This window comes from Vibrio sp. 1159 (assembly GCF_033340395.1).
GTDB classification, from domain to species: Bacteria; Pseudomonadota; Gammaproteobacteria; order Enterobacterales; family Vibrionaceae; genus Vibrio; species Vibrio alginolyticus.
The window spans coordinates 119797-137145 of record NZ_JAWOWL010000012.1 but is presented as its reverse complement, the minus strand read 5'-3'; the positions used below and the strand labels follow the sequence as shown (position 1 = coordinate 137145).

Here is a 17349-nt window from a genome sequence, read left to right as displayed (position 1 = left end):
AAAATACAAAACGCCCGATGAAGTACATCGAGCGTTTTAGTTAAAAAGTGTCAACCCATATCAGGACGGGTCATTGTCGTTTATACGTTGACAAAACTAAGCGGAATATCTGGATTCAACGCTTCCAACGTTGATTGCGTATCGGCTAAGTGACTGATCTTACCTTCAGAGTTTTCTACCAATGCAGCGGCTTTGATGCTGTCAAAGGTTTCACCCGCAAGTAAAACTTGGATTAGCGCAACTTGTAGCGGTGGCAAGCTAGGATTAAACGCTGCATTTTCTGCATAAGCGCCTTGGAATACACGGCCGCTAGTCATCTCTAATGCTAAACCACTCAAGTTGTTGGTGTATGGAGAGTGGCTCATGTTCATCGCTTCAACTGCACTTTGGATGAGTGCGTCTTCATCATCACATGAGAATTGGTGTTTAACTTCTGCCATTAAGCCGGACTCGATACCGAGATCGTTTGGTCCAAAGGCTTCAGGCAGGTATTCATGAAGTGACTTTTCTTCACGTTCTGGGAGCTGGATTTTAAGCTCGTTTGCGGTAGATAACTCATTCATGAACTGGCGGCAGTGACCACATGGGCTGAAGTTGATAGTGATATCCTTAACACCACGTTCGCCTTTCATCCAAGCATGGCTAATCGCAGACTGCTCTGCGTGAACCGTTTGACCCAACTGTACACCAAAGAATTCCATGTTGGCACCGAAGTAAAGGCGACCTGAAAGACCACGAACGATAGCGCCGACATAAAAGTCAGAAAGGGGAGCATAGGAGTACGCTGCGGCAAAAGGAAGTAGCGCAACACGAAGCTCTTTGTCTGATAGACCGGTAGCTGAAAGCAACTGCTCAAATTGTTGAACTGAAAGCGTAGCATCAAAATCATCAGCTTGGATGATAGGAGCAAGTTGTTTGGAAAGTGCTTCTGGAGCGCCTGCTAGCGCCTGTTCAATGCGACTTTTCATGTTGAATCCTTGTTATTGCATGGACAGTTATTCTATGTGAAAGATAGAAATGTTCCGTGCGTTAGATCACGATAAATAATGCAATTGATAATTCTGTTACATAATTAGAGTGAGCTCACACATGTATTCGATTGCACAGGTGTGAAGCGTTATCTCCGTCTCACAATTAACCATATCAGTATATATTCATATGACCAAGGAGCAGGAGTATGTTACCAACGCGACTTTTACCGCTATGCTACTTTATACTTACGTAATCTAGAGCGAGTGGTAGCAGCTAGAATGCTAATGCTATGAATGTATATCTCAGTCAAGTCCCTTCACGATATTACTGGGTGAGTTTGATAGATAAGATAGGGTTTTGAAAAGGGATAAGTAAGAAACGTAAAGGCTATGGCCTGCCGGAAGGAGGGCAGACCGAGAGCGCTTAACTATTGATATAGCCAGACCGCCAAAGCAAAAAAACTTGGAGCCAAAATAGAAGTTATGATCCCACATAAAACCAATGCGAGTGATGAGAACGCGGCATCTATGGGCTGTTTCTCTGCACATGTCGCGGTGCCTAAGGCATGAGACACGGTACCCATTGTTAGGCCACGTGCAATCGGGTGTTTAATTCCAATTAAGTTGTAAATTGGGTATGCCAAAATCGCGCCCAATAAACCAACAATCAGAACCAAGATCGCCGCAACGGCAGCTTCACCACCGAGGTGACTCGAAATTTCCATTGCTATTGGCGTAGTGACGGATTTACCCACTAGACTTGCGATTAAACTGATATCCGCTTTGAAAGCGACTGCGAACAAGGTGGTTGTCATCATCGACATCACACTGCCTACTGTGCAAGCGAAAGTGATGATTCGCCAGTTTGCTTTAATTTGTGGTAGTTGTTCATATAGTGGATAAGCCAGAGCAACTACAGCAGGTTGAAGCAAAAAGCTAATTCCTTCGTTATCCGCATAATACGTTTCAAATGGCACATTTAAGTAAGTAAGCAAAGGAATGAGCACTGCGATACTGATCAGCAAAGGGTTTGCTAGAGGATTGTTCACTTTGATTGCGATTTGACGAGCGATAAGAAAAACCGCAATGGTAACAACTAACCACATATCAGTGTTTCTCCTGTAGCAAGTAATCTAGCAGCCAAGCGAGGCTGACCAGTACAATGAGTGAACCGCCAACCGCGCTAGCGATGATAGGGAGCGCATTGGCGAGTAGTAGGTCGAAATGCTGCATTAATCCGACGCTGATAGGAACGAACAATAAGATCATATAGCGGATAAATAGCGTGGCGCCCGGTTTGACCCAGTCGACTTTTACAAGCCCAAGAGTCATGGAGAAAAACAGTACGAGCATACCGATGACACTTCCTGGAACGGAAACGCCAGTGAACTTTTGAATGGTAATTCCGATGCCAAGTGCTCCCATGATGAGGAAGATTGAAATGAGCAGTTGGATCAGTTGTAAGAATCGTTCTTTAATCATTTTGACAGTATATAAACAACAAGCACACCATAAGGTGCGCTTGTATTAGGAGGAGTTAGGAAGCTAAGCTCTCTACATAACGGTACACGGATTTTAATATCGCAATCTTCTTTTCGTCACTTTCATGTTCGTGAACTAAGTTTTCTAAATTCAGCATGTACTCTTCAATTTGGCTTTCAAACACTTCTCGACAGTGTAGTGCCCAGCGTCTTTGTTCTTGCTCGTCTAATGTGCCTGGGAAGTTACGCGCACGATAGCGGAACAATAGAGGTTTAATACGCTTGTCATCAAATTCAATGTCTAATGCAGCAAGATTATTCGGGTCGGTTTCTCGAATGATATCCATAGCTGCGCGATCAGCCGGAGAAAAGAACCCGTCGTAAAGCTGTGTATCGACGTCATCACTTTTATCGAATTTACGCTCGACGGAAAAGAGGCTAATCAGCTTTTCTCTAATTTCAGGATGTTGGCGCAACAAAGCGAGATTGGCGAGACATTGTTGGCGATCAATGCCAATAGACTCTGCATTTTCAGCCGTTAACGTTTTTGCAGGGGCGAGAATAGGGCATTTGTTCAAATGAACTAGTTTAACTGGCACTGGTAGCAATTCACCAAGATCTTCGCGCTTCGTGTAGAGTCTTTCGTGCAGCTCTTCTGCGGATAGCTCAAGAATAGGTTGAGGGTCTTTCGCTAAATCGATGGTGATAACGGCGTTATTATTGGTTGGATGCCAAGCAACAGGCACAATCCAGCTAGTGTACTGACATTCGCGCCCTAGCATGCCTGAAACGTGCATCAACGGTGTCATGTTGACGATGTCGACTAAATCATTGAGCTTGCGCTTTTGGCGCATAGAAAAAAAGTAATCAAACAATTTTGGTTGCGCTGCTTTTACTTTCTTTGCCATTTCGATAGTCGCAACCACATCTGCCATGGCATCGTGCGCGTTACTATGTTCTATGCCGTTAGCCACAGACAAGTGTTCTAATTTAAAGCTAGTGAAGCCATCTTCGTTTTCTGGCCATTCTACGCCTTCTGGGCGAAGGGCATGGCACGCGCGTAGTACATCGAGTAAATCCCAACGTGAGTTACCGTTTTGCCAACTCCATGCGTATGGATCGATAAAGTTGCGATAACAAGTATAACGGGTCACTTCGTCATCAAAGCGAATGCTGTTGTAGCCTAAACTGGTGGTATTTGGTCTCGCGAGTTCAGTGTGAATCTTAGCGATAAACTCTGGCTCAGAAAGGCCTTCTTGAACCGTTTTTTGCGGAGTAATACCAGTAATAAGCGCAGCTTCAGGAGACGGAAGATAATCAGCCGGTGGTTGACAGTACATGACTAAAGGCTCGCCGATGATATTAAAGTTTTCATCTGTACGAACACCAGCAAACTGGCTTGGGCGATCTTTCGCGGGGTTGGTTCCCCATGTCTCATAATCAAAGAAGAAAAAAGTGGGCTGATTATCTTGGTGCATTCTGCTTACCGTTTACAAAACCGATGACAGTATTAGACCATTCAACGCCTTGACTAGCAACGAAAGATGCAAGTTGAATTTTTGAAAATGAAAAAAGCCGATGGCGAACCATCGGCTTGATATTTTACGTTTTATCGCTTTGGAAGGAATTTGAGTTCTATGCTCGTGTTTCTTCCAATGTTGCTTCACTTTCTGGTGACTTCAGCACTCGGCTAGCAATTGTACCCGCAGTCATTGAGCCTGAAACGTTTAGTGCGGTACGTGCCATGTCAATCAGTGGTTCAATAGAGATAAGCAGTGCCGCGATGGTCACAGGTAAGCCCATTGCAGGAAGAACAATCAAGGCTGCAAACGTCGCACCGCCGCCGACACCTGCAATACCAAATGAGCTGATGGTGATAATCGCAATCAATGACAGGATAAAGTGTAGATCAAGTGGGTTGATACCCATTGTTGGAGCTACCATCACTGCAAGCATTGCAGGATAGATACCCGCACAGCCGTTTTGGCCGATAGTGGCACCAAACGATGCTGATAGGTTTGCAATCGCTGGTGGTACGTTAAGCTTGGTGATTTGCGCTTCTACGTTTAGTGGAATTGTTGCTGCTGAGCTACGAGATGTAAACGCGAAGGTCAGTACAGGCCAGATTTTCTTAAAGTATTCCGCAGGGCTAACGCCAACAAAAGAGACCAATACGCCATGAACAACAAACATCAGTGCGATAGCAACATAAGACGCCACAATAAAGCCAAGTAGGTTTAGGATGTCGCCTGCGCTTGATGTCGCTACCACTTTTGCCATCAGTGCTGCGATGCCGTATGGCGTTAGGGCCATGATCATCTTCACTAATCGCATAACGATAGATTGAGCTGCTTCTACGAAAGTACGAATCGGTGATTCCAACTCTGCTTTTTCCATCATCACTTTACGAGCGGCGATACCAGTTAACACGCCGAAAATCACAACAGCGATAATTGATGTCGAGCGAGCACCTGTTAGATCAGCAAATGGGTTGGTTGGAATGAAGCTAACTAGCATTTGAGGAATAGTTAAGTCACTTACTGTACCGGCACGGCTTTCTAAAACGGCGATACGAGCGGTTTCACGCGCGCCTTCAGTTAAACCTTCTGCTGAAAGGCCAAATGTTGTTGTCACCAAGATACCGATGAGTGCAGCAATTGCAGTCGTTACTAGAAGAACAGAGATGGTCAGGCCAGAAATTTTACCTAATGATCCACCTTTCTCCAATTTAACAACTGCAGAGATCATCGATACCAACACCAGTGGCATGATGACCATTTTCAGTAGACCAACGTAGCCACTGCCTACAATGCCTACCCATTCAAGTGTTTGAGCAATTGCGCTGTTGCCTTCACCGTGAATGAGTTGCAAAGCAAGACCAAAAAGAGAACCGGTAACAAGACCGATTAAAACGAGACGAGAGAGTGTGTGTTTCTTTTGTTGTTGGTTAAATAGAAAGAACAATATGCCAACAAAGACGGCTAGAGAGGCTATCACTGCAAAATTCATAATCTGACCTTATCAACCTGCCGAAATGGCGGTTGTTTTTTATACGGGGTTTTATACGGATTTGTTTATGGGGCGTAAGATAACGCTCGTGATATAACTTTAAAAATGACAAACGGGTATTAGCTAGATCTAAAATGAATATAAAAACGAGATCTAAGTCGCGTGAGAGCGTGAATTAGCACGTTAATTGTACAAAATGGTTATTCGTAGTGATGCAGTAAGTCACGCATTTCTTTCCTTTGTAAGTAAACCACCGAGTCTTCTTGATAACTGAAAAGTTGATAAACCATCGCTTTGGCGACATCTTCTGCTCGAATCGGTAAAAAGTTGGACAGTTTGCCAAGCATGAATGGGCGAATTACCTTAAACAGAGTTTGTACTAACTTCTCGTCCATTCTTGGGCTTTGACGTTGACCAACAAGCGGGCCTGGGCGAACAAATACGATTTCCTCAAAATCCATAGCTTCGATTCGTTGTTCCATTTGTCCTTTACAAGCTAAGTAATGGGATGGCGATTTACTATTTGCACCGAGGCTAGAAACAACCGCAAGGCGTTTGACTCCGATTGTTTTCATTTGTTGGGCGACTTTACACACCAGATCAACATCTACTCTACGCAAATTATCCTTACTGCCTGCTTGCTTAAGGGTCGTGCCTAAACAGATAAAGCCGATGGTTGGTGTTGGTTGGTTCTCATCCCATTGGTGGATAGAAAGGTCTGCATCAATGAGAGGAATAAGCTTGTTGTCCACATCTAGGACGCCATCGAGTGGGCGGCGAGAAAGATAATATAATGTTCCAACACCTGATTGATTTATGAGGTTTGCAATGACTTTTGAGCCTACTAAGCCAGTTGCACCGGCGATGATTGCGCAGGTGTTGTTATCCATATCTTTTCTCCTATATGGGAACATAGTCTAAGCTATTGTAGCGGATTTCAACGAGTTACTTATAATCTCGTGCAAGAAAGGTGAGACGCTCTGCGAACTCGGCAGACTATCCTGAGATAAACTTGATTAGCGCTGCCCCAATTGGATGCAAGTGTATACAATAGTGGGCGCGCAAAAACTGTCGCTGAACAAGACCTCTTGAACAACAGAACACCTCTCACCCAGACAACATCAAAGGAACGTAAAAAATGGATGACTCTTTTGCTGCGGAGATACAAGCACGCATAGATAACAAAACCAAACCCGTCGGTTCTTTAGGCTTATTGGAAAAGGTGGCACTGCAGTTAGCTCTTATTCAAAGTCAGGATAAACCTCAGCCAGTTGATTCCATCGCTATCTGCAAACCGAGCATGCTGGTATTTGCTGGAGATCACGGCGTTGCAGAGGAGGGTGTGAGCATTGCGCCAAGCGAAGTCACTCAACAAATGGTGGCTAACTTTCTCGCTGACGGCGCAGCCATCAACTGTTTTTGCGACATTAATGGCATTCAACTCAAAGTAATAGATTGCGGCATGTTGGCTCCTATTGATGTGCTGGTTCCAGAATTTAAATCCCATCCCAACTTGGTTGAACAACGGTTGGGTAACGGTACGGCTAATTTTTCTAAACAATCAGCGATGTCCCCAGAACAAGTGGCGTTAGGTTTAGAATATGGTGCGAAGATTGCTGAGCAAACCATTTTGCATGGTTCAAACCTCTTGATGTTCGGTGAGATGGGCATCGGTAATACCAGTTCGGCCTCAGCACTGTTATCGGCACTGAGCTCATTAGATATTGATTATTGTGTTGGCGTTGGCACCGGAATCAATCAACAGCAGTTGAGCCGCAAATATAAACTGGTAGCACAGGGGGTAAACCGATGTCGAGGTCTTGATACCAAAGCGATTCTCGCACAGGTTGGGGGCTTTGAAATCGTACAGATAGTGGGCGCTTTTTTAGAAGCCAAGCGGCTTAAAACTCCAGTTTTAGTGGATGGGTTTATCGTATCGGTAGCGGCTTATATTGCGACGTTGTTAGACGAAGAAACGCGTGAATACATGTTGTTTGCCCATCGCTCTGAAGAAAATGGACATAAATTTGTATTGGAACATCTAAAAGCAGAACCTCTGCTCGACCTTGGTTTACGGCTAGGGGAGGGAACAGGAGCCGCTCTTGCCTTGCCTCTGTTAAAAGCTGCTGCCCAGTTTTACAACAAAATGGCGAGCTTCGAGAGTGCAGGAGTTACAGTTTAGTGTCAGTCCCTGATAATTCTGAGAAAGTCATGCCGTCATCGTTAAGATACCAGTGGGAGTTATTTCTATTAGCTACCAGTTTTTTTAGCCGCTTACCCGTGCCCCAAGCGTTGCATTACAGTGAAGAACGCATGAATCAGGCAGGCCGTTACTTTGCGTTAGTTGGTCTCGTGCTTGGAGCACTTTGCGCTTTGGTATTCTCGCTCACCTCAATTTTTTTCCCAGAGTCGGTTGCCATAGTATTAACGATGGTGTTTAGCTTATTGTTAACTGGGGCTTTTCACGAAGACGGCTTGACCGATATGGCGGATGGCATTGGCGGTGGCATGACCGTAGAGCGACGCCTCTCTATTATGAAAGACAGTCGTATTGGCACTTATGGTGCCGCCACTCTCATTATGGCGTTATTGGCTAAGTATGTTTTTTGGAGTGAACTGGCTAACTTGCCGCACTTTTGGTTGGTCATTGTCGTCGCTTACACCGCAAGCCGAGCACTAGCAGCGACGCTTATTTATGACATGCCTTATGTCAGTGACAGTGATACGTCGAAAAGTAAACCGCTAGCAAGTCGCCAGTCTTCTCTAGAAGTCTCCATTTTGTTGTTTACTGGTGGCATAACATTGCTTGTGCTTGGTATCGCGGATGCGATCTTGATATCGCTTGTTCTCGTGGTATTTCGTTTGATGTTCAAACGTTGGTTAACCAAGAGAATTGGCGGCTTTACGGGGGATTGCCTTGGCGCAGCGCAACAGTTGTCGGAACTGCTTATTTATCTCACTATGATTGGGTTGTATCACTCCTCATGAAGCAATTGATACTCGGTGGCGCGCGCTCTGGGAAGTCGCATTTGGCAGAAAAAACAGCTAAGCAATTATCGGTCGCTTCTCATCGATCATTACACTATGTTGCAACCGCGCTGCCATTTGACCAAGAAATGCGAGAGCGAATAGCGCATCATCAAAAGCAACGCGGGGGCGAGTGGCAAGAGCATGAATGCCCCCTTAATTTATCTGAGTTACTGACAAATTTCGCTACCACCGATGTTGTATTGGTCGATTGTTTAACCTTGTGGCTCAACAATTGGATATTTGAGTTAGGTGATGAATGTTCCAATGAGAAGCTAGAAGCAGAAATTGAAAAGCTTATACAGGTGGTGCGTGGCTCAGATGCGACGTTAATATTCGTCTCTAACGAGGTTGGAATGGGCATTGTACCTTTGGGGGCGGTTAGTCGTTATTTTGTGGATAATGCAGGACGGATGAATCAAAAACTAGCCAGTGTTTGCCATCGCGTTACCTTTGTTGCTGTTGGTTTGCCGTTGGTTCTTAAAGAGTAGGATGGAACAAAATGAAAACACTCAATATCTACCTTGTGCGTCATGGAAAAGTAGACGCTCCACCAGGACTCCATGGCCAAACAGATGTAAAAGTTACGCCTGCTGATCAAGAGAGTATTGCTCGGGCTTGGGCCGAGAGTGGACGAGGTGTGGGTGGAATAATTTCTTCTCCGCTTTCACGCTGTCAAGAACTGGCAAACATCATTGCTGAACAGCAATTATTACCAGTAATGACGGATGAGTCTTTACAAGAGATGGCATTTGGTGATTTTGATGGTATGCCTTTTGATATGCTCACTGAGCAGTGGAAAAAGCTAGATGCTTTTTGGCAATCGCCAGCACAACATACGTTGCCGAATGCTGAGAGCTTAAGCACATTTTCTGAGCGCATATGTCGCGTTTGGTCTCAAATCATCAACGATATCAATGACAATCTACTTATCGTCACGCATGGTGGCGTCATTCGTATGATTCTTGCTCATGTATTGGAGTTAGATTGGCGTAACCCAAAGTGGTATTCGACGTTGTCGATAGGAAACGCTTCTGTCACGCATGTAACAATTACCATAGATGAGCAAATTTACGCCTCGGTGCGTTCGATTGGCGTACCTCTTTTAACTCGTTAATTTATAAATATTAAAATGCCCAGAACGATATTGCTTACGGGCATAGTCACGGAAGATGTCAGTGGAAGCCCATCTGCTAGGTGCAGGAAGCGAAAATTGACTCAGTTACTTAAAAAGGAAATATAGAAATGACAACGCCGAGTTGGGATTTGTCCATCGTTTATAACGACCTTTCTGACCCACGAATTCAAGACGATATTGCTCTTGTGGAACAATGTATTGATCTTTTGAATAAACAATCAGCAGATTGTGGCAACGTAGAGATCATGCAAAATGCGATTTTAACCAATGAAGCCGCGAGTCGTTTAGCGGGTACAGTTGCAAATTTTGCGAGTTGTTATGCTTCTGTTGATGCAACAAACGCCGAAGCGAAATCGTTACTTGGTAAAATGACCCGCATCTTTTCGGAGCTTTCCCAAGCGTTCAGTCCCTTTGATTTGACATTAACTCATGCCGACAAAGAGTTTATCTTGCGCGTGTTAGACCATGAGAATCCTGATATCAGTGGGCAAGCTTTTTCTATCTTGAATTCTAGAAAGTTGGCGGATACTCGTCTTAGCAACGCAGAAGAACAGTTACTGGCTGCGATGAGTGTGGATGGCAAATCGGCTTGGGGTAACCTATACGATAACCTGACTGGCTCATTGAAAGTGAAGCTTGAGTACACAGATGGTAATAGTGAAGAGCTTGGATTTTCTCAAGCGGCAAGCATTCTTTATGGTTCTGAATTCGAGCGTCAAGAAGCCGCGTGGCGTGGCGTACAAGATGCAATGCAAACGCACCAAGAATCATTCGCTGCGATTTTGAATGCGTTAGCAGGATGGCGCTTAACTGAAAACAAAAAGCGTTCTACGAAGCGTGAAGTTCACTTCCTAGAGCCGAGTTTGCATGGTAGCCGAATCCAAGCTGAAACTTTAAATGCGATGATGACAGTAGCCAAAGACAGTCGAGCTATTGGTCAGAAAGCAGGTTTATTGATGGCGCAAGTACATGGTCTGGATGAGATGAAACCTTGGAATCATCTGGCGGCTATGCCTGCTTTGAGCGGTGAAGCGAAGGTTTACGACTTTGATGAAGCGATTGATGTTATTTGTGAAGCATTTGAAACAGTAAACCCTGAGATGTCGGAGTTTGTCCGTTTGATGGTACAAAATGGTTGGATTGATGCCGCGCCAAATGCTAACAAGCGTCTTGGCGCATACTGCACCAAACTGCCAGCAACGCGAACACCACTTGTGTTTATGACTTGGAGTGGCAGCCGTTCAGACCTTATGACTCTGGCACATGAACTTGGCCATGCGTTCCATAACTGGGTTATTCGTGATTTGCCACTTTGCCAAACTTACTACCCAATGACGTTAGCAGAAACCGCCTCTATCTTTGCAGAAAACATCGTTCGTGATCATTTGATTTCGAAAGCTGAGAGCGTTGATGAAAAGCTCGAGATGTTGTGGGAAGAGTTGTCATCTGCGCTAGCTTTAATGATCAACATTCCGGTTCGCTACGAGTTTGAAAAATCGTTTTATGAACGCCGCCAGGATGGAGAGTTAACCGCAGATGATTTCTGTGAGTTGATGTCAGAAACTTGGAAAGAATGGTATGGCGACGTAATGAGCGAACCGGATCCGTACTTCTGGGCAAGCAAGCTGCACTTTTCTATTGATAGCGTGAGCTTTTATAACTACCCATACCTATTTGGCTTCTTGTTTAGCAAGGGTATCTATGCACAGCGAGAAACCAAAGGCGAAGCGTTTTACACCGATTACATCAATTTGCTGCGCGATACAGGCTGCATGATGGCGGAAGATGTCGTCGAAAAGCATCTGTCTATGGATTTAACCCAGCCAACGTTTTGGCAGCAGAGTGTTGAGCTAGTGCGTGAAAAAGTCGATGAGTTTGAGCGTTTGCTCGTACAGCGCGGCTAAGTTTTTCGCAGTGTTGATGCATAATCTGCTTTATAGCTACAAAAATTTGATCAAATCATAATGATCTTAATCAGGGCTGTGGTAAAGTTCACAGCCCTAACACTTTGTAATTGTTTGAAAATTAAACGCCTCAATGCTTGATTTGAGTGCCTGGCGCGAAAAGGCATCGGATTTTCGAGGGAAATAGTGATTTCTACTCATAAGTGAGATCGCAGCAACAAAAATCCTTTGTACAATTTATTAACATATCCGCCGTGCTATTAAGGAGTAACGCATGACGAAGTCTCTCTTTCGCCAATCGTTTTTAACTGACACGTTAGATGTTCATATTGATGTTGCACCAGCGGAGCAGGTGCTTTCTAGCGGTGTAAAACTTAAACTCTATCAGCGTGGTGTATTAGAAGTAATCCCTGCGAATTATACTCAGGATACGAAGAACATCATCATCTCTTGTGGAGTTCACGGAGATGAAACCGCACCGATGGAGCTGGTGGATTCCATTATTCAAGACATAGAATCTGGGTTCCAGACGGTCGATACCCGTTGTCTGTTCATTATCGCTCACCCAGAATCCACTCTGGCGCACACGCGATTCCTCGAAGAAAACCTCAACCGTCTGTTTGACGAAAAAGAACACAAACAGACAAAAGAGCTTGTTATCGCCGATACACTTAAGCTGCTTGTTCGAGATTTTTATCAGGATACCGACCCGACAACACGCTGGCACCTTGATTTACACTGCGCGATTAGAGGCTCGAAGCACTATACGTTTGCAGTAAGTCCTAAGACTCGTCATCCAGTGCGCAGCAAGGCATTGATCGATTTCTTGGACAGTGCACACATTGAAGCTGTGCTCCTGTCAAACTCACCATCGAGTACGTTTAGCTGGTACAGTGCTGAGAACTTTGGTGCGCAGGCTCTCACGATGGAGCTTGGACGTGTGGCTCGTATTGGTGAAAATGACCTCGATAAACTGACCGCGTTTGATTTGTCTTTACGTAATTTGATTGCGGAAACGAAGCCAGAACACCTACCAAAACCATGCATTAAGTATCGCGTAAGTCGCACAATCGTTCGTTTGAACGAAGACTTTGACTTTATGTTCGACGACAATGTTGAAAACTTCACCTCATTTGTTCACGGCGAAGTGTTTGGTCATGATGGCGACAAACCATTAATGGCAAAGAACGAAAACGAAGCGATTGTCTTCCCAAACCGCCACGTCGCAATAGGTCAACGCGCAGCTCTGATGGTTTGTGAAGTGAAAACCCGTTTTGAAGAGGGTGAGTTGGTTTACGATTAATCCAACATTGCTTTGAGAAGTTAATTGCAATTTACCGAGGCTTAACTGTAAGGTTAAGCCTCGTCTGTTTTTATCGGCTGCTATGGATTTTCAACAACTTATCCTGAACAAGGAGCGACGCTGGCAACGTAACCTGATGGTTATGTCGATCGTGCTCGCTGTACTCTCTGCCATTCACTTGATGGTCGGAGAAATTTTCCTTTCTCCTTTTCAATCCTTATCTGCATTTGAACAGAAGTTATTGGTGGACTTGCGTTTACCGAGGTTAGTGTCTGCGGCAATTATTGGTGCTGCGTTAGCGGTATCTGGCGCGACGTTACAAGTGTTGCTTGGGAACGTGTTGGCTGAACCTGGCGTGCTTGGTATCTCTGGTGGTGCAAGCTTAGCAATGGTCTTAATCATGTTCGCGTCACCTGTTCTTCCTACCCCGATTGTTTTTATGTTGGCAGCAATTGCAGGCTCGATGGTATTCACGTTTGTTTTGGTGGCGATAGCAAGGGCAATGCACCTGACGACGGCTCGATTGCTTTTGGTTGGTGTCGCATTGGGTATTTTATCGAGCGCGATTGTGACGTGGGCATTTTACTTCAGTGATGATCTCAGCTTACGCCAACTGATGTATTGGTTAATGGGCAGCATTGGCGGTGCGAGTTGGTATCAACATACCGTTACTTTGGTGATGTTACCAGTGCTTACCTGGTTGTGCTGTAAAGGCAAGTCGCTTGATAAATTGATGCTGGGTGAGATTCATGCGACCCAATTGGGTGTCGACGTGCATCAAATGCGTTGGAAATTGATCCTCGCCATTTCTATTTTGGTGGGTAGTTCAGTCGCTTTGGGTGGCATCATCAGTTTTGTTGGTTTGGTGGTCCCGCACTTGTTGCGTTTGGCTTTTGGTACGGAAAACCGTTATTTATTGCCACTTTCTGCAATATCTGGTGCTGCGTTGCTTGTATTTGCTGACATCGGCGCAAGACTGTTATTGGACTCCGCAGAGTTACCTTTAGGTGTCATGACAACATCGATTGGCGCACCTATTTTCATCTGGATGCTGGTGAAGAGTCATGATGCACGTTAAACATATGTCGGTTGGTAGTCGATTATTGCCTCTTTCTTTTGAATGCAAAGCTGGCGAAATCGTACATATCGTTGGGCCTAATGGTTCCGGTAAGAGTACTTTATTGGCTGCGATTTCTGGTACGTTAAGTCACCGAGACGGTATGAGTGGTGAAGTGTACGTGGGCAACAAAAACTTGCTTACTTTACCGTTGTCAGAGCAAGCTCATGTTCGAGGTTATTTGTGTCAGCAATCGCGCCCAGCGTTTAATGTTGATGTGTTTCAGTATCTAGCCCTATCTCTGCCGAGTGGCGCTGAGATTGCGGATATCAAAGTGCGTGATGCCGTCAATATGGTGGTGGAGCTGGTACAACTGCAAGATAAGCTTCATCGCAGTATTCAAACATTATCCGGTGGTGAGTGGCAGCGTGTCCGATTAGCAGGTGTATGTTTGCAGGTGTGGCGTACCATTAATCCTTTTTCGCAGTTTTTAATTTTGGATGAGCCAGCAGCACCGTTAGATATTGCGCAAGAGGGTCTGCTTTATCAATTGATTAACGCTATGGCGGCGCAGGGAATTGGAGTATTGGTTGCTAATCACGATCTCAATCGCACATTAAAGCACGCAGATAAAGTATTGCTGCTTAACAACGGTGTGCTGCACTCATCAGGAAGTGCCGATACTGTGCTAACGGAAGAAGCTCTCGGGGAAGTGTTCAATACTCAAGTCAAAAAGGTCATTGTAGATGAGCAACCTTATTTAATCTTTGATTAATATTTAGGGACAATAAAAAACGACCTACTTGAGGTCGTTTTTTTTTAATCGAGATAGCCAAACTCAACGCTTATTGAGTTAACGGTTTTAGATCTGCAGGGCGGTAGTAAACAGATTTGAGTACTTTGCCTTTACGAATGGTTTTACCTTCCGATACGAAATCTTCGGCGCATTTCGCGATGATGTATTCACCTTTCTGCACCGCCATCAACTTGATGCCTTGTTCCGCGTAGAATGCTTCTGTTTCTGAGTACTCTTGCTCGTTACGGCATACTTTGCTCATGTTGCTTGAATGTACTTCATCCCAGCAAGGAATAAATTCGATACCACGGTTTACCGCAACGTTTAATAGAAGATCAATTAAGTAGCTGATCGCCAGGTTGTCTTCTACTTTGCTGTGGCCAAGATGAACGAGACGTCCCATTAATACATACACGCTGTCTACGATGGCATCTGCTTGCTCAGTTTTACAATCTGCTTCTGCTAGCTCTGTTAGCTCTTCGATCGCCAAAGAGGTGTGTAGTGTGTCTGCTTGCGTATCAAGGCTTGCAGCGTCTGCGACTGGTAAGTCGAACGTACTACGGAACTCGGTGATATCACGGTATAAGTGATCAAAAATCTCTTGGGTTAGCTTTGACAGTTGCATTCTAATTTCCATTGAATCGATTGAAGCGGCAATGATACCAAACCGCACTTTGAACCCCAAGGGCATTGCATCTAACTGGTGATAAATCTGCCTTTGGGAATGGTGGTGCTTAACGAAATAGGTAAGGGAACAGCTTTTTACGTTCTTCCTCTGAAAGGGAGGAAACACGAGCGATGTTTGTATCGGGAATGGATTCAGGATCAGGATAGTGTTTTAGTACCTTTTCCATACTCTCTTCGCGAATCAAATGGAAGATCGGGTAAGGAGAACGATTGGTTAGGTTTTCGTCGTCTTCAGGCCTTGCGCCGCCAAAACAGTAATCAGGATGGAAAGTCGCTACTTGGAAAACACCTTCCCAGTTTTGTTGCTTAATTAATCCTTCAACCCAATCGATACAAAAGTTGTAGTCCCAGAAATCTTGTAGCATGTTGGGAACCACAACCAACGTGGTCTCAAGTTGTTCGGGTTCTGTGTTACTCAGCTCAATCAGCTGCAATAAAATATCTTCAAGAAGCGCTTCTTCTTGAGTCGCTTCACTAACAAAGATTTTGATTTGTTTATTACGTTGCGGTTTGGCAGCAAACGGACAAAGGTTGAGCCCGATTACCACATCGTTGAGCCATTGGTTGACCTGTTGAGTGATCGCTTCGATATCTGTGTTTTGTGTTGAACGCGTTGACATACGACTTTCTGGTTTTATTAAAGTAGCGCAAGCATAGCAGAGTTGGTTATCCAAGTAACCAGAGAGGTATTACGTAAATGAGCGTACCTTAGCTACTCTTTAAACTCGCAGTGTCAGGTGTTTGGTCAGTATGCTTTCTTTCGGCAATGTGTTTCAAATACGCAATTGCAGCAAACATTGCTAGGTAGACGGCGCTTCCCCCCATAAGAACACTCGACCAACCTCCATGCTGCCAACAATAAAGAAGTAAGAATCCTCCTAAGCTACCGCCTACGTAGTAGTGTACTAAGTAGAGCGCTGTCGCGGTGGCTTTGGCACGAGTGGCATTCTGACCGACCCATCCGTAGGCGAGGGTATGAGTAAAGAAGGCACCAAAACTTATCAACAACAATCCAAATAGCATTGCAGTCAAGCTTTCAACCGCCGCAATCCACATCCCCGTCATGCTCACTATCGCGCCTAAGAACATACCGAGGATTGATGAATAACGTTTACTCCAGTGGCCTGCGCAACGAGAGGAGAAAGTCCCTCCCAAGTAACAAATAAAGATCAGTGAGGCCAACCCGACGGGCACATTGTGAGGTTCACTCACCAGACGGAAACCCATGACGGAGTAAAGGTTGACGAACAAAGCAAAGTTGAGTCCTCCTATCAGCATCGCGAACCACACGCGTTGGTTTTTAAAATGACCAATAAGCGCACGATTTTGATGGCGCAAGCTGCTTGATGACGGGGTGAAGTTGCGCTGTGTTGGCAATAAATAGTGAACGCCAATGACACCAAGAAGAGTGAACACCATCATAACTTCTATGGCGACATCAACACTGAAATTGTCCGCCAATAAGCCGCCGCTAATACGCCCTGCAATACCGCCTAGTGAGTTAGCCGCAATGTACGTTCCAATTGCCATCGAGAAAGCGTGCTTGTCGAGCTCTTCTGCCATGTAAGCCACGGCGACCGCAGCAAAAGCTGCGAGCGCGACACCGATCAGTGCTCGACATACCACCAAAAACAGAAATGAGTCACCAAACAGCATCAAAGCGGAAAGGGTAGGAATCGAAAACAGACCAGCCATCATGACTGGCTTTCGTCCCACTGATTCTGACAACACAGCCATTGGAACGAGGCTAAAAGAGAGAGCGAGTGTTGAGGCCGCAAATAACCAGTTCACTTGCGTTTCTGAGATCGTGAAAATTTGAGCAAAAGTGGGCAGCATTGGCTGTAGTAGGTATAAATTTGAAAAAACCAAGAAGGAACCAAGCGCTAGCGAGAGCGTAATGCGTTTGTATTCCGGTGTGCCAAAACTGACCATGAATCCTGCCTAATGTGAGCAAATGGAGAGACTGTGATCAATCT

At 45.0% G+C, this 17349-nt stretch carries 17 protein-coding genes; 8 read left to right on the top strand and 9 right to left on the bottom strand.

All coding sequences use genetic code 11. The features are described from left to right. Nucleotides 1–80: 80 nt before the first annotated feature. The 6 genes from cdd to R7127_RS11865 form a co-directional block, all read right to left on the bottom strand. Nucleotides 81–968: a cytidine deaminase gene (gene cdd / locus R7127_RS11890; protein WP_005377892.1), complete on the bottom strand. Its 888-nt coding sequence runs from the start codon at nucleotides 966–968 to the stop codon at nucleotides 81–83. A gap of 431 nt (nucleotides 969–1399) precedes the next feature. Beyond that, entirely contained in the window at nucleotides 1400–2077 is a 678-nt protein-coding gene (locus R7127_RS11885) for an LrgB family protein (protein WP_017820875.1), read from the bottom strand. 1 nt (nucleotide 2078) lies between these two features. Further along, nucleotides 2079–2453 (bottom strand): CidA/LrgA family protein, encoded by a 375-nt coding sequence (locus tag R7127_RS11880; protein ID WP_005377887.1) that lies wholly within the window; start codon nucleotides 2451–2453, stop codon nucleotides 2079–2081. Between the two features lie 55 nt (nucleotides 2454–2508). Beyond that, on the bottom strand, nucleotides 2509–3930 hold the full coding sequence (gene sbcB / locus R7127_RS11875) for an exodeoxyribonuclease I (RefSeq protein WP_017820876.1): 1422 nt from the start codon (nucleotides 3928–3930) through the stop codon (nucleotides 2509–2511). 157 nt (nucleotides 3931–4087) lie between these two features. After that, nucleotides 4088–5461, bottom strand: coding sequence for an L-cystine transporter (locus tag R7127_RS11870; RefSeq protein WP_005377885.1), 1374 nt, complete (start codon nucleotides 5459–5461; stop codon nucleotides 4088–4090). A 200-nt stretch (nucleotides 5462–5661) separates the two neighbouring features. Next, nucleotides 5662–6351, bottom strand: coding sequence for an NAD(P)H-binding protein (locus R7127_RS11865; RefSeq protein ID WP_017820877.1), 690 nt, complete (start codon nucleotides 6349–6351; stop codon nucleotides 5662–5664). 248 nt (nucleotides 6352–6599) lie between these two features. Between R7127_RS11865 and cobT the strand changes: the two genes are divergently transcribed. From cobT to btuD, 8 genes are all read left to right on the top strand, one after another. Continuing rightward, nucleotides 6600–7643: a nicotinate-nucleotide--dimethylbenzimidazole phosphoribosyltransferase gene (gene cobT, locus R7127_RS11860; protein WP_033905151.1), complete on the top strand. Its 1044-nt coding sequence runs from the start codon at nucleotides 6600–6602 to the stop codon at nucleotides 7641–7643. Between the two features lie 29 nt (nucleotides 7644–7672). After that, complete coding sequence (locus tag R7127_RS11855; RefSeq protein ID WP_031777196.1) at nucleotides 7673–8449, top strand: adenosylcobinamide-GDP ribazoletransferase; 777 nt, start codon at nucleotides 7673–7675, stop codon at nucleotides 8447–8449. Further along, complete coding sequence (gene cobU / locus R7127_RS11850; RefSeq protein WP_017820879.1) at nucleotides 8446–8979, top strand: bifunctional adenosylcobinamide kinase/adenosylcobinamide-phosphate guanylyltransferase; 534 nt, start codon at nucleotides 8446–8448, stop codon at nucleotides 8977–8979. The genes R7127_RS11855 and cobU overlap by 4 nt, the downstream gene beginning before the upstream one ends. 11 nt (nucleotides 8980–8990) lie before the next feature. Further along, nucleotides 8991–9605: an alpha-ribazole phosphatase gene (gene cobC, locus R7127_RS11845; RefSeq protein WP_017820880.1), complete on the top strand. Its 615-nt coding sequence runs from the start codon at nucleotides 8991–8993 to the stop codon at nucleotides 9603–9605. Nucleotides 9606–9733: 128 nt separating this feature from the next. Next, nucleotides 9734–11530 (top strand): M3 family oligoendopeptidase, encoded by a 1797-nt coding sequence (locus R7127_RS11840; protein WP_017820881.1) that lies wholly within the window; start codon nucleotides 9734–9736, stop codon nucleotides 11528–11530. A 274-nt stretch (nucleotides 11531–11804) separates the two neighbouring features. After that, a complete protein-coding gene (locus tag R7127_RS11835) occupies nucleotides 11805–12833 on the top strand; it encodes a succinylglutamate desuccinylase (RefSeq protein ID WP_017820882.1) in 1029 nt (342 codons plus the stop codon). Nucleotides 12834–12915: 82 nt separating this feature from the next. Then, nucleotides 12916–13911 carry a vitamin B12 ABC transporter permease BtuC gene (gene btuC, locus R7127_RS11830; RefSeq protein WP_017820883.1) on the top strand — a complete coding sequence of 332 codons (996 nt, stop codon included), beginning with the start codon at nucleotides 12916–12918 and terminating at the stop codon, nucleotides 13909–13911. Further along, entirely contained in the window at nucleotides 13898–14665 is a 768-nt protein-coding gene (btuD, locus tag R7127_RS11825) for a vitamin B12 ABC transporter ATP-binding protein BtuD (protein ID WP_017820884.1), read from the top strand. Before btuC ends, btuD begins: the two co-directional genes overlap by 14 nt. Nucleotides 14666–14735: 70 nt before the next feature. Here the strand turns inward: btuD and R7127_RS11820 are convergent, their stop codons facing one another. The 3 genes from R7127_RS11820 to R7127_RS11810 all read right to left on the bottom strand — a co-directional run bounded on the left by R7127_RS11820 (nucleotide 14736) and on the right by R7127_RS11810 (nucleotide 17305). Continuing rightward, nucleotides 14736–15311 carry a nucleoside triphosphate pyrophosphohydrolase family protein gene (locus R7127_RS11820; RefSeq protein WP_005377875.1) on the bottom strand — a complete coding sequence of 192 codons (576 nt, stop codon included), beginning with the start codon at nucleotides 15309–15311 and terminating at the stop codon, nucleotides 14736–14738. A 109-nt stretch (nucleotides 15312–15420) separates the two neighbouring features. Then, nucleotides 15421–15993, bottom strand: coding sequence for a DUF1415 domain-containing protein (locus R7127_RS11815; RefSeq protein WP_017820885.1), 573 nt, complete (start codon nucleotides 15991–15993; stop codon nucleotides 15421–15423). Between the two features lie 88 nt (nucleotides 15994–16081). Next, nucleotides 16082–17305, bottom strand: a complete 1224-nt coding sequence (locus tag R7127_RS11810) for an MFS transporter (protein WP_017820886.1) — start codon at nucleotides 17303–17305, stop codon at nucleotides 16082–16084. Between the last annotated feature and the right edge of the window lie 44 nt (nucleotides 17306–17349).

Excerpts from the sequence above, each read along its gene's own strand:
- R7127_RS11870 (WP_005377885.1), bottom strand. The coding sequence starts at position 5,461 with ATGAATTTTGCAGTGATAGCCTCTCTAGCCGTCTTTGTTGGCATATTG.
- R7127_RS11835 (WP_017820882.1), top strand. The coding sequence starts at position 11,805 with ATGACGAAGTCTCTCTTTCGCCAATCGTTTTTAACTGACACGTTAGAT.
- cobU (WP_017820879.1), top strand. The coding sequence starts at position 8,446 with ATGAAGCAATTGATACTCGGTGGCGCGCGCTCTGGGAAGTCGCATTTG.
- R7127_RS11855 (WP_031777196.1), top strand. The coding sequence starts at position 7,673 with ATGCCGTCATCGTTAAGATACCAGTGGGAGTTATTTCTATTAGCTACC.
- R7127_RS11820 (WP_005377875.1), bottom strand. The coding sequence starts at position 15,311 with ATGCAACTGTCAAAGCTAACCCAAGAGATTTTTGATCACTTATACCGT.
- sbcB (WP_017820876.1), bottom strand. The coding sequence starts at position 3,930 with ATGCACCAAGATAATCAGCCCACTTTTTTCTTCTTTGATTATGAGACA.
- R7127_RS11865 (WP_017820877.1), bottom strand. The coding sequence starts at position 6,351 with ATGGATAACAACACCTGCGCAATCATCGCCGGTGCAACTGGCTTAGTA.
- cobT (WP_033905151.1), top strand. The coding sequence starts at position 6,600 with ATGGATGACTCTTTTGCTGCGGAGATACAAGCACGCATAGATAACAAA.
- cobC (WP_017820880.1), top strand. The coding sequence starts at position 8,991 with ATGAAAACACTCAATATCTACCTTGTGCGTCATGGAAAAGTAGACGCT.
- cdd (WP_005377892.1), bottom strand. The coding sequence starts at position 968 with ATGAAAAGTCGCATTGAACAGGCGCTAGCAGGCGCTCCAGAAGCACTT.
- R7127_RS11815 (WP_017820885.1), bottom strand. The coding sequence starts at position 15,993 with ATGTCAACGCGTTCAACACAAAACACAGATATCGAAGCGATCACTCAA.
- btuD (WP_017820884.1), top strand. The coding sequence starts at position 13,898 with ATGATGCACGTTAAACATATGTCGGTTGGTAGTCGATTATTGCCTCTT.
- R7127_RS11885 (WP_017820875.1), bottom strand. The coding sequence starts at position 2,077 with ATGTGGTTAGTTGTTACCATTGCGGTTTTTCTTATCGCTCGTCAAATC.
- R7127_RS11840 (WP_017820881.1), top strand. The coding sequence starts at position 9,734 with ATGACAACGCCGAGTTGGGATTTGTCCATCGTTTATAACGACCTTTCT.
- btuC (WP_017820883.1), top strand. The coding sequence starts at position 12,916 with ATGGATTTTCAACAACTTATCCTGAACAAGGAGCGACGCTGGCAACGT.
- R7127_RS11810 (WP_017820886.1), bottom strand. The coding sequence starts at position 17,305 with ATGGTCAGTTTTGGCACACCGGAATACAAACGCATTACGCTCTCGCTA.
- R7127_RS11880 (WP_005377887.1), bottom strand. The coding sequence starts at position 2,453 with ATGATTAAAGAACGATTCTTACAACTGATCCAACTGCTCATTTCAATC.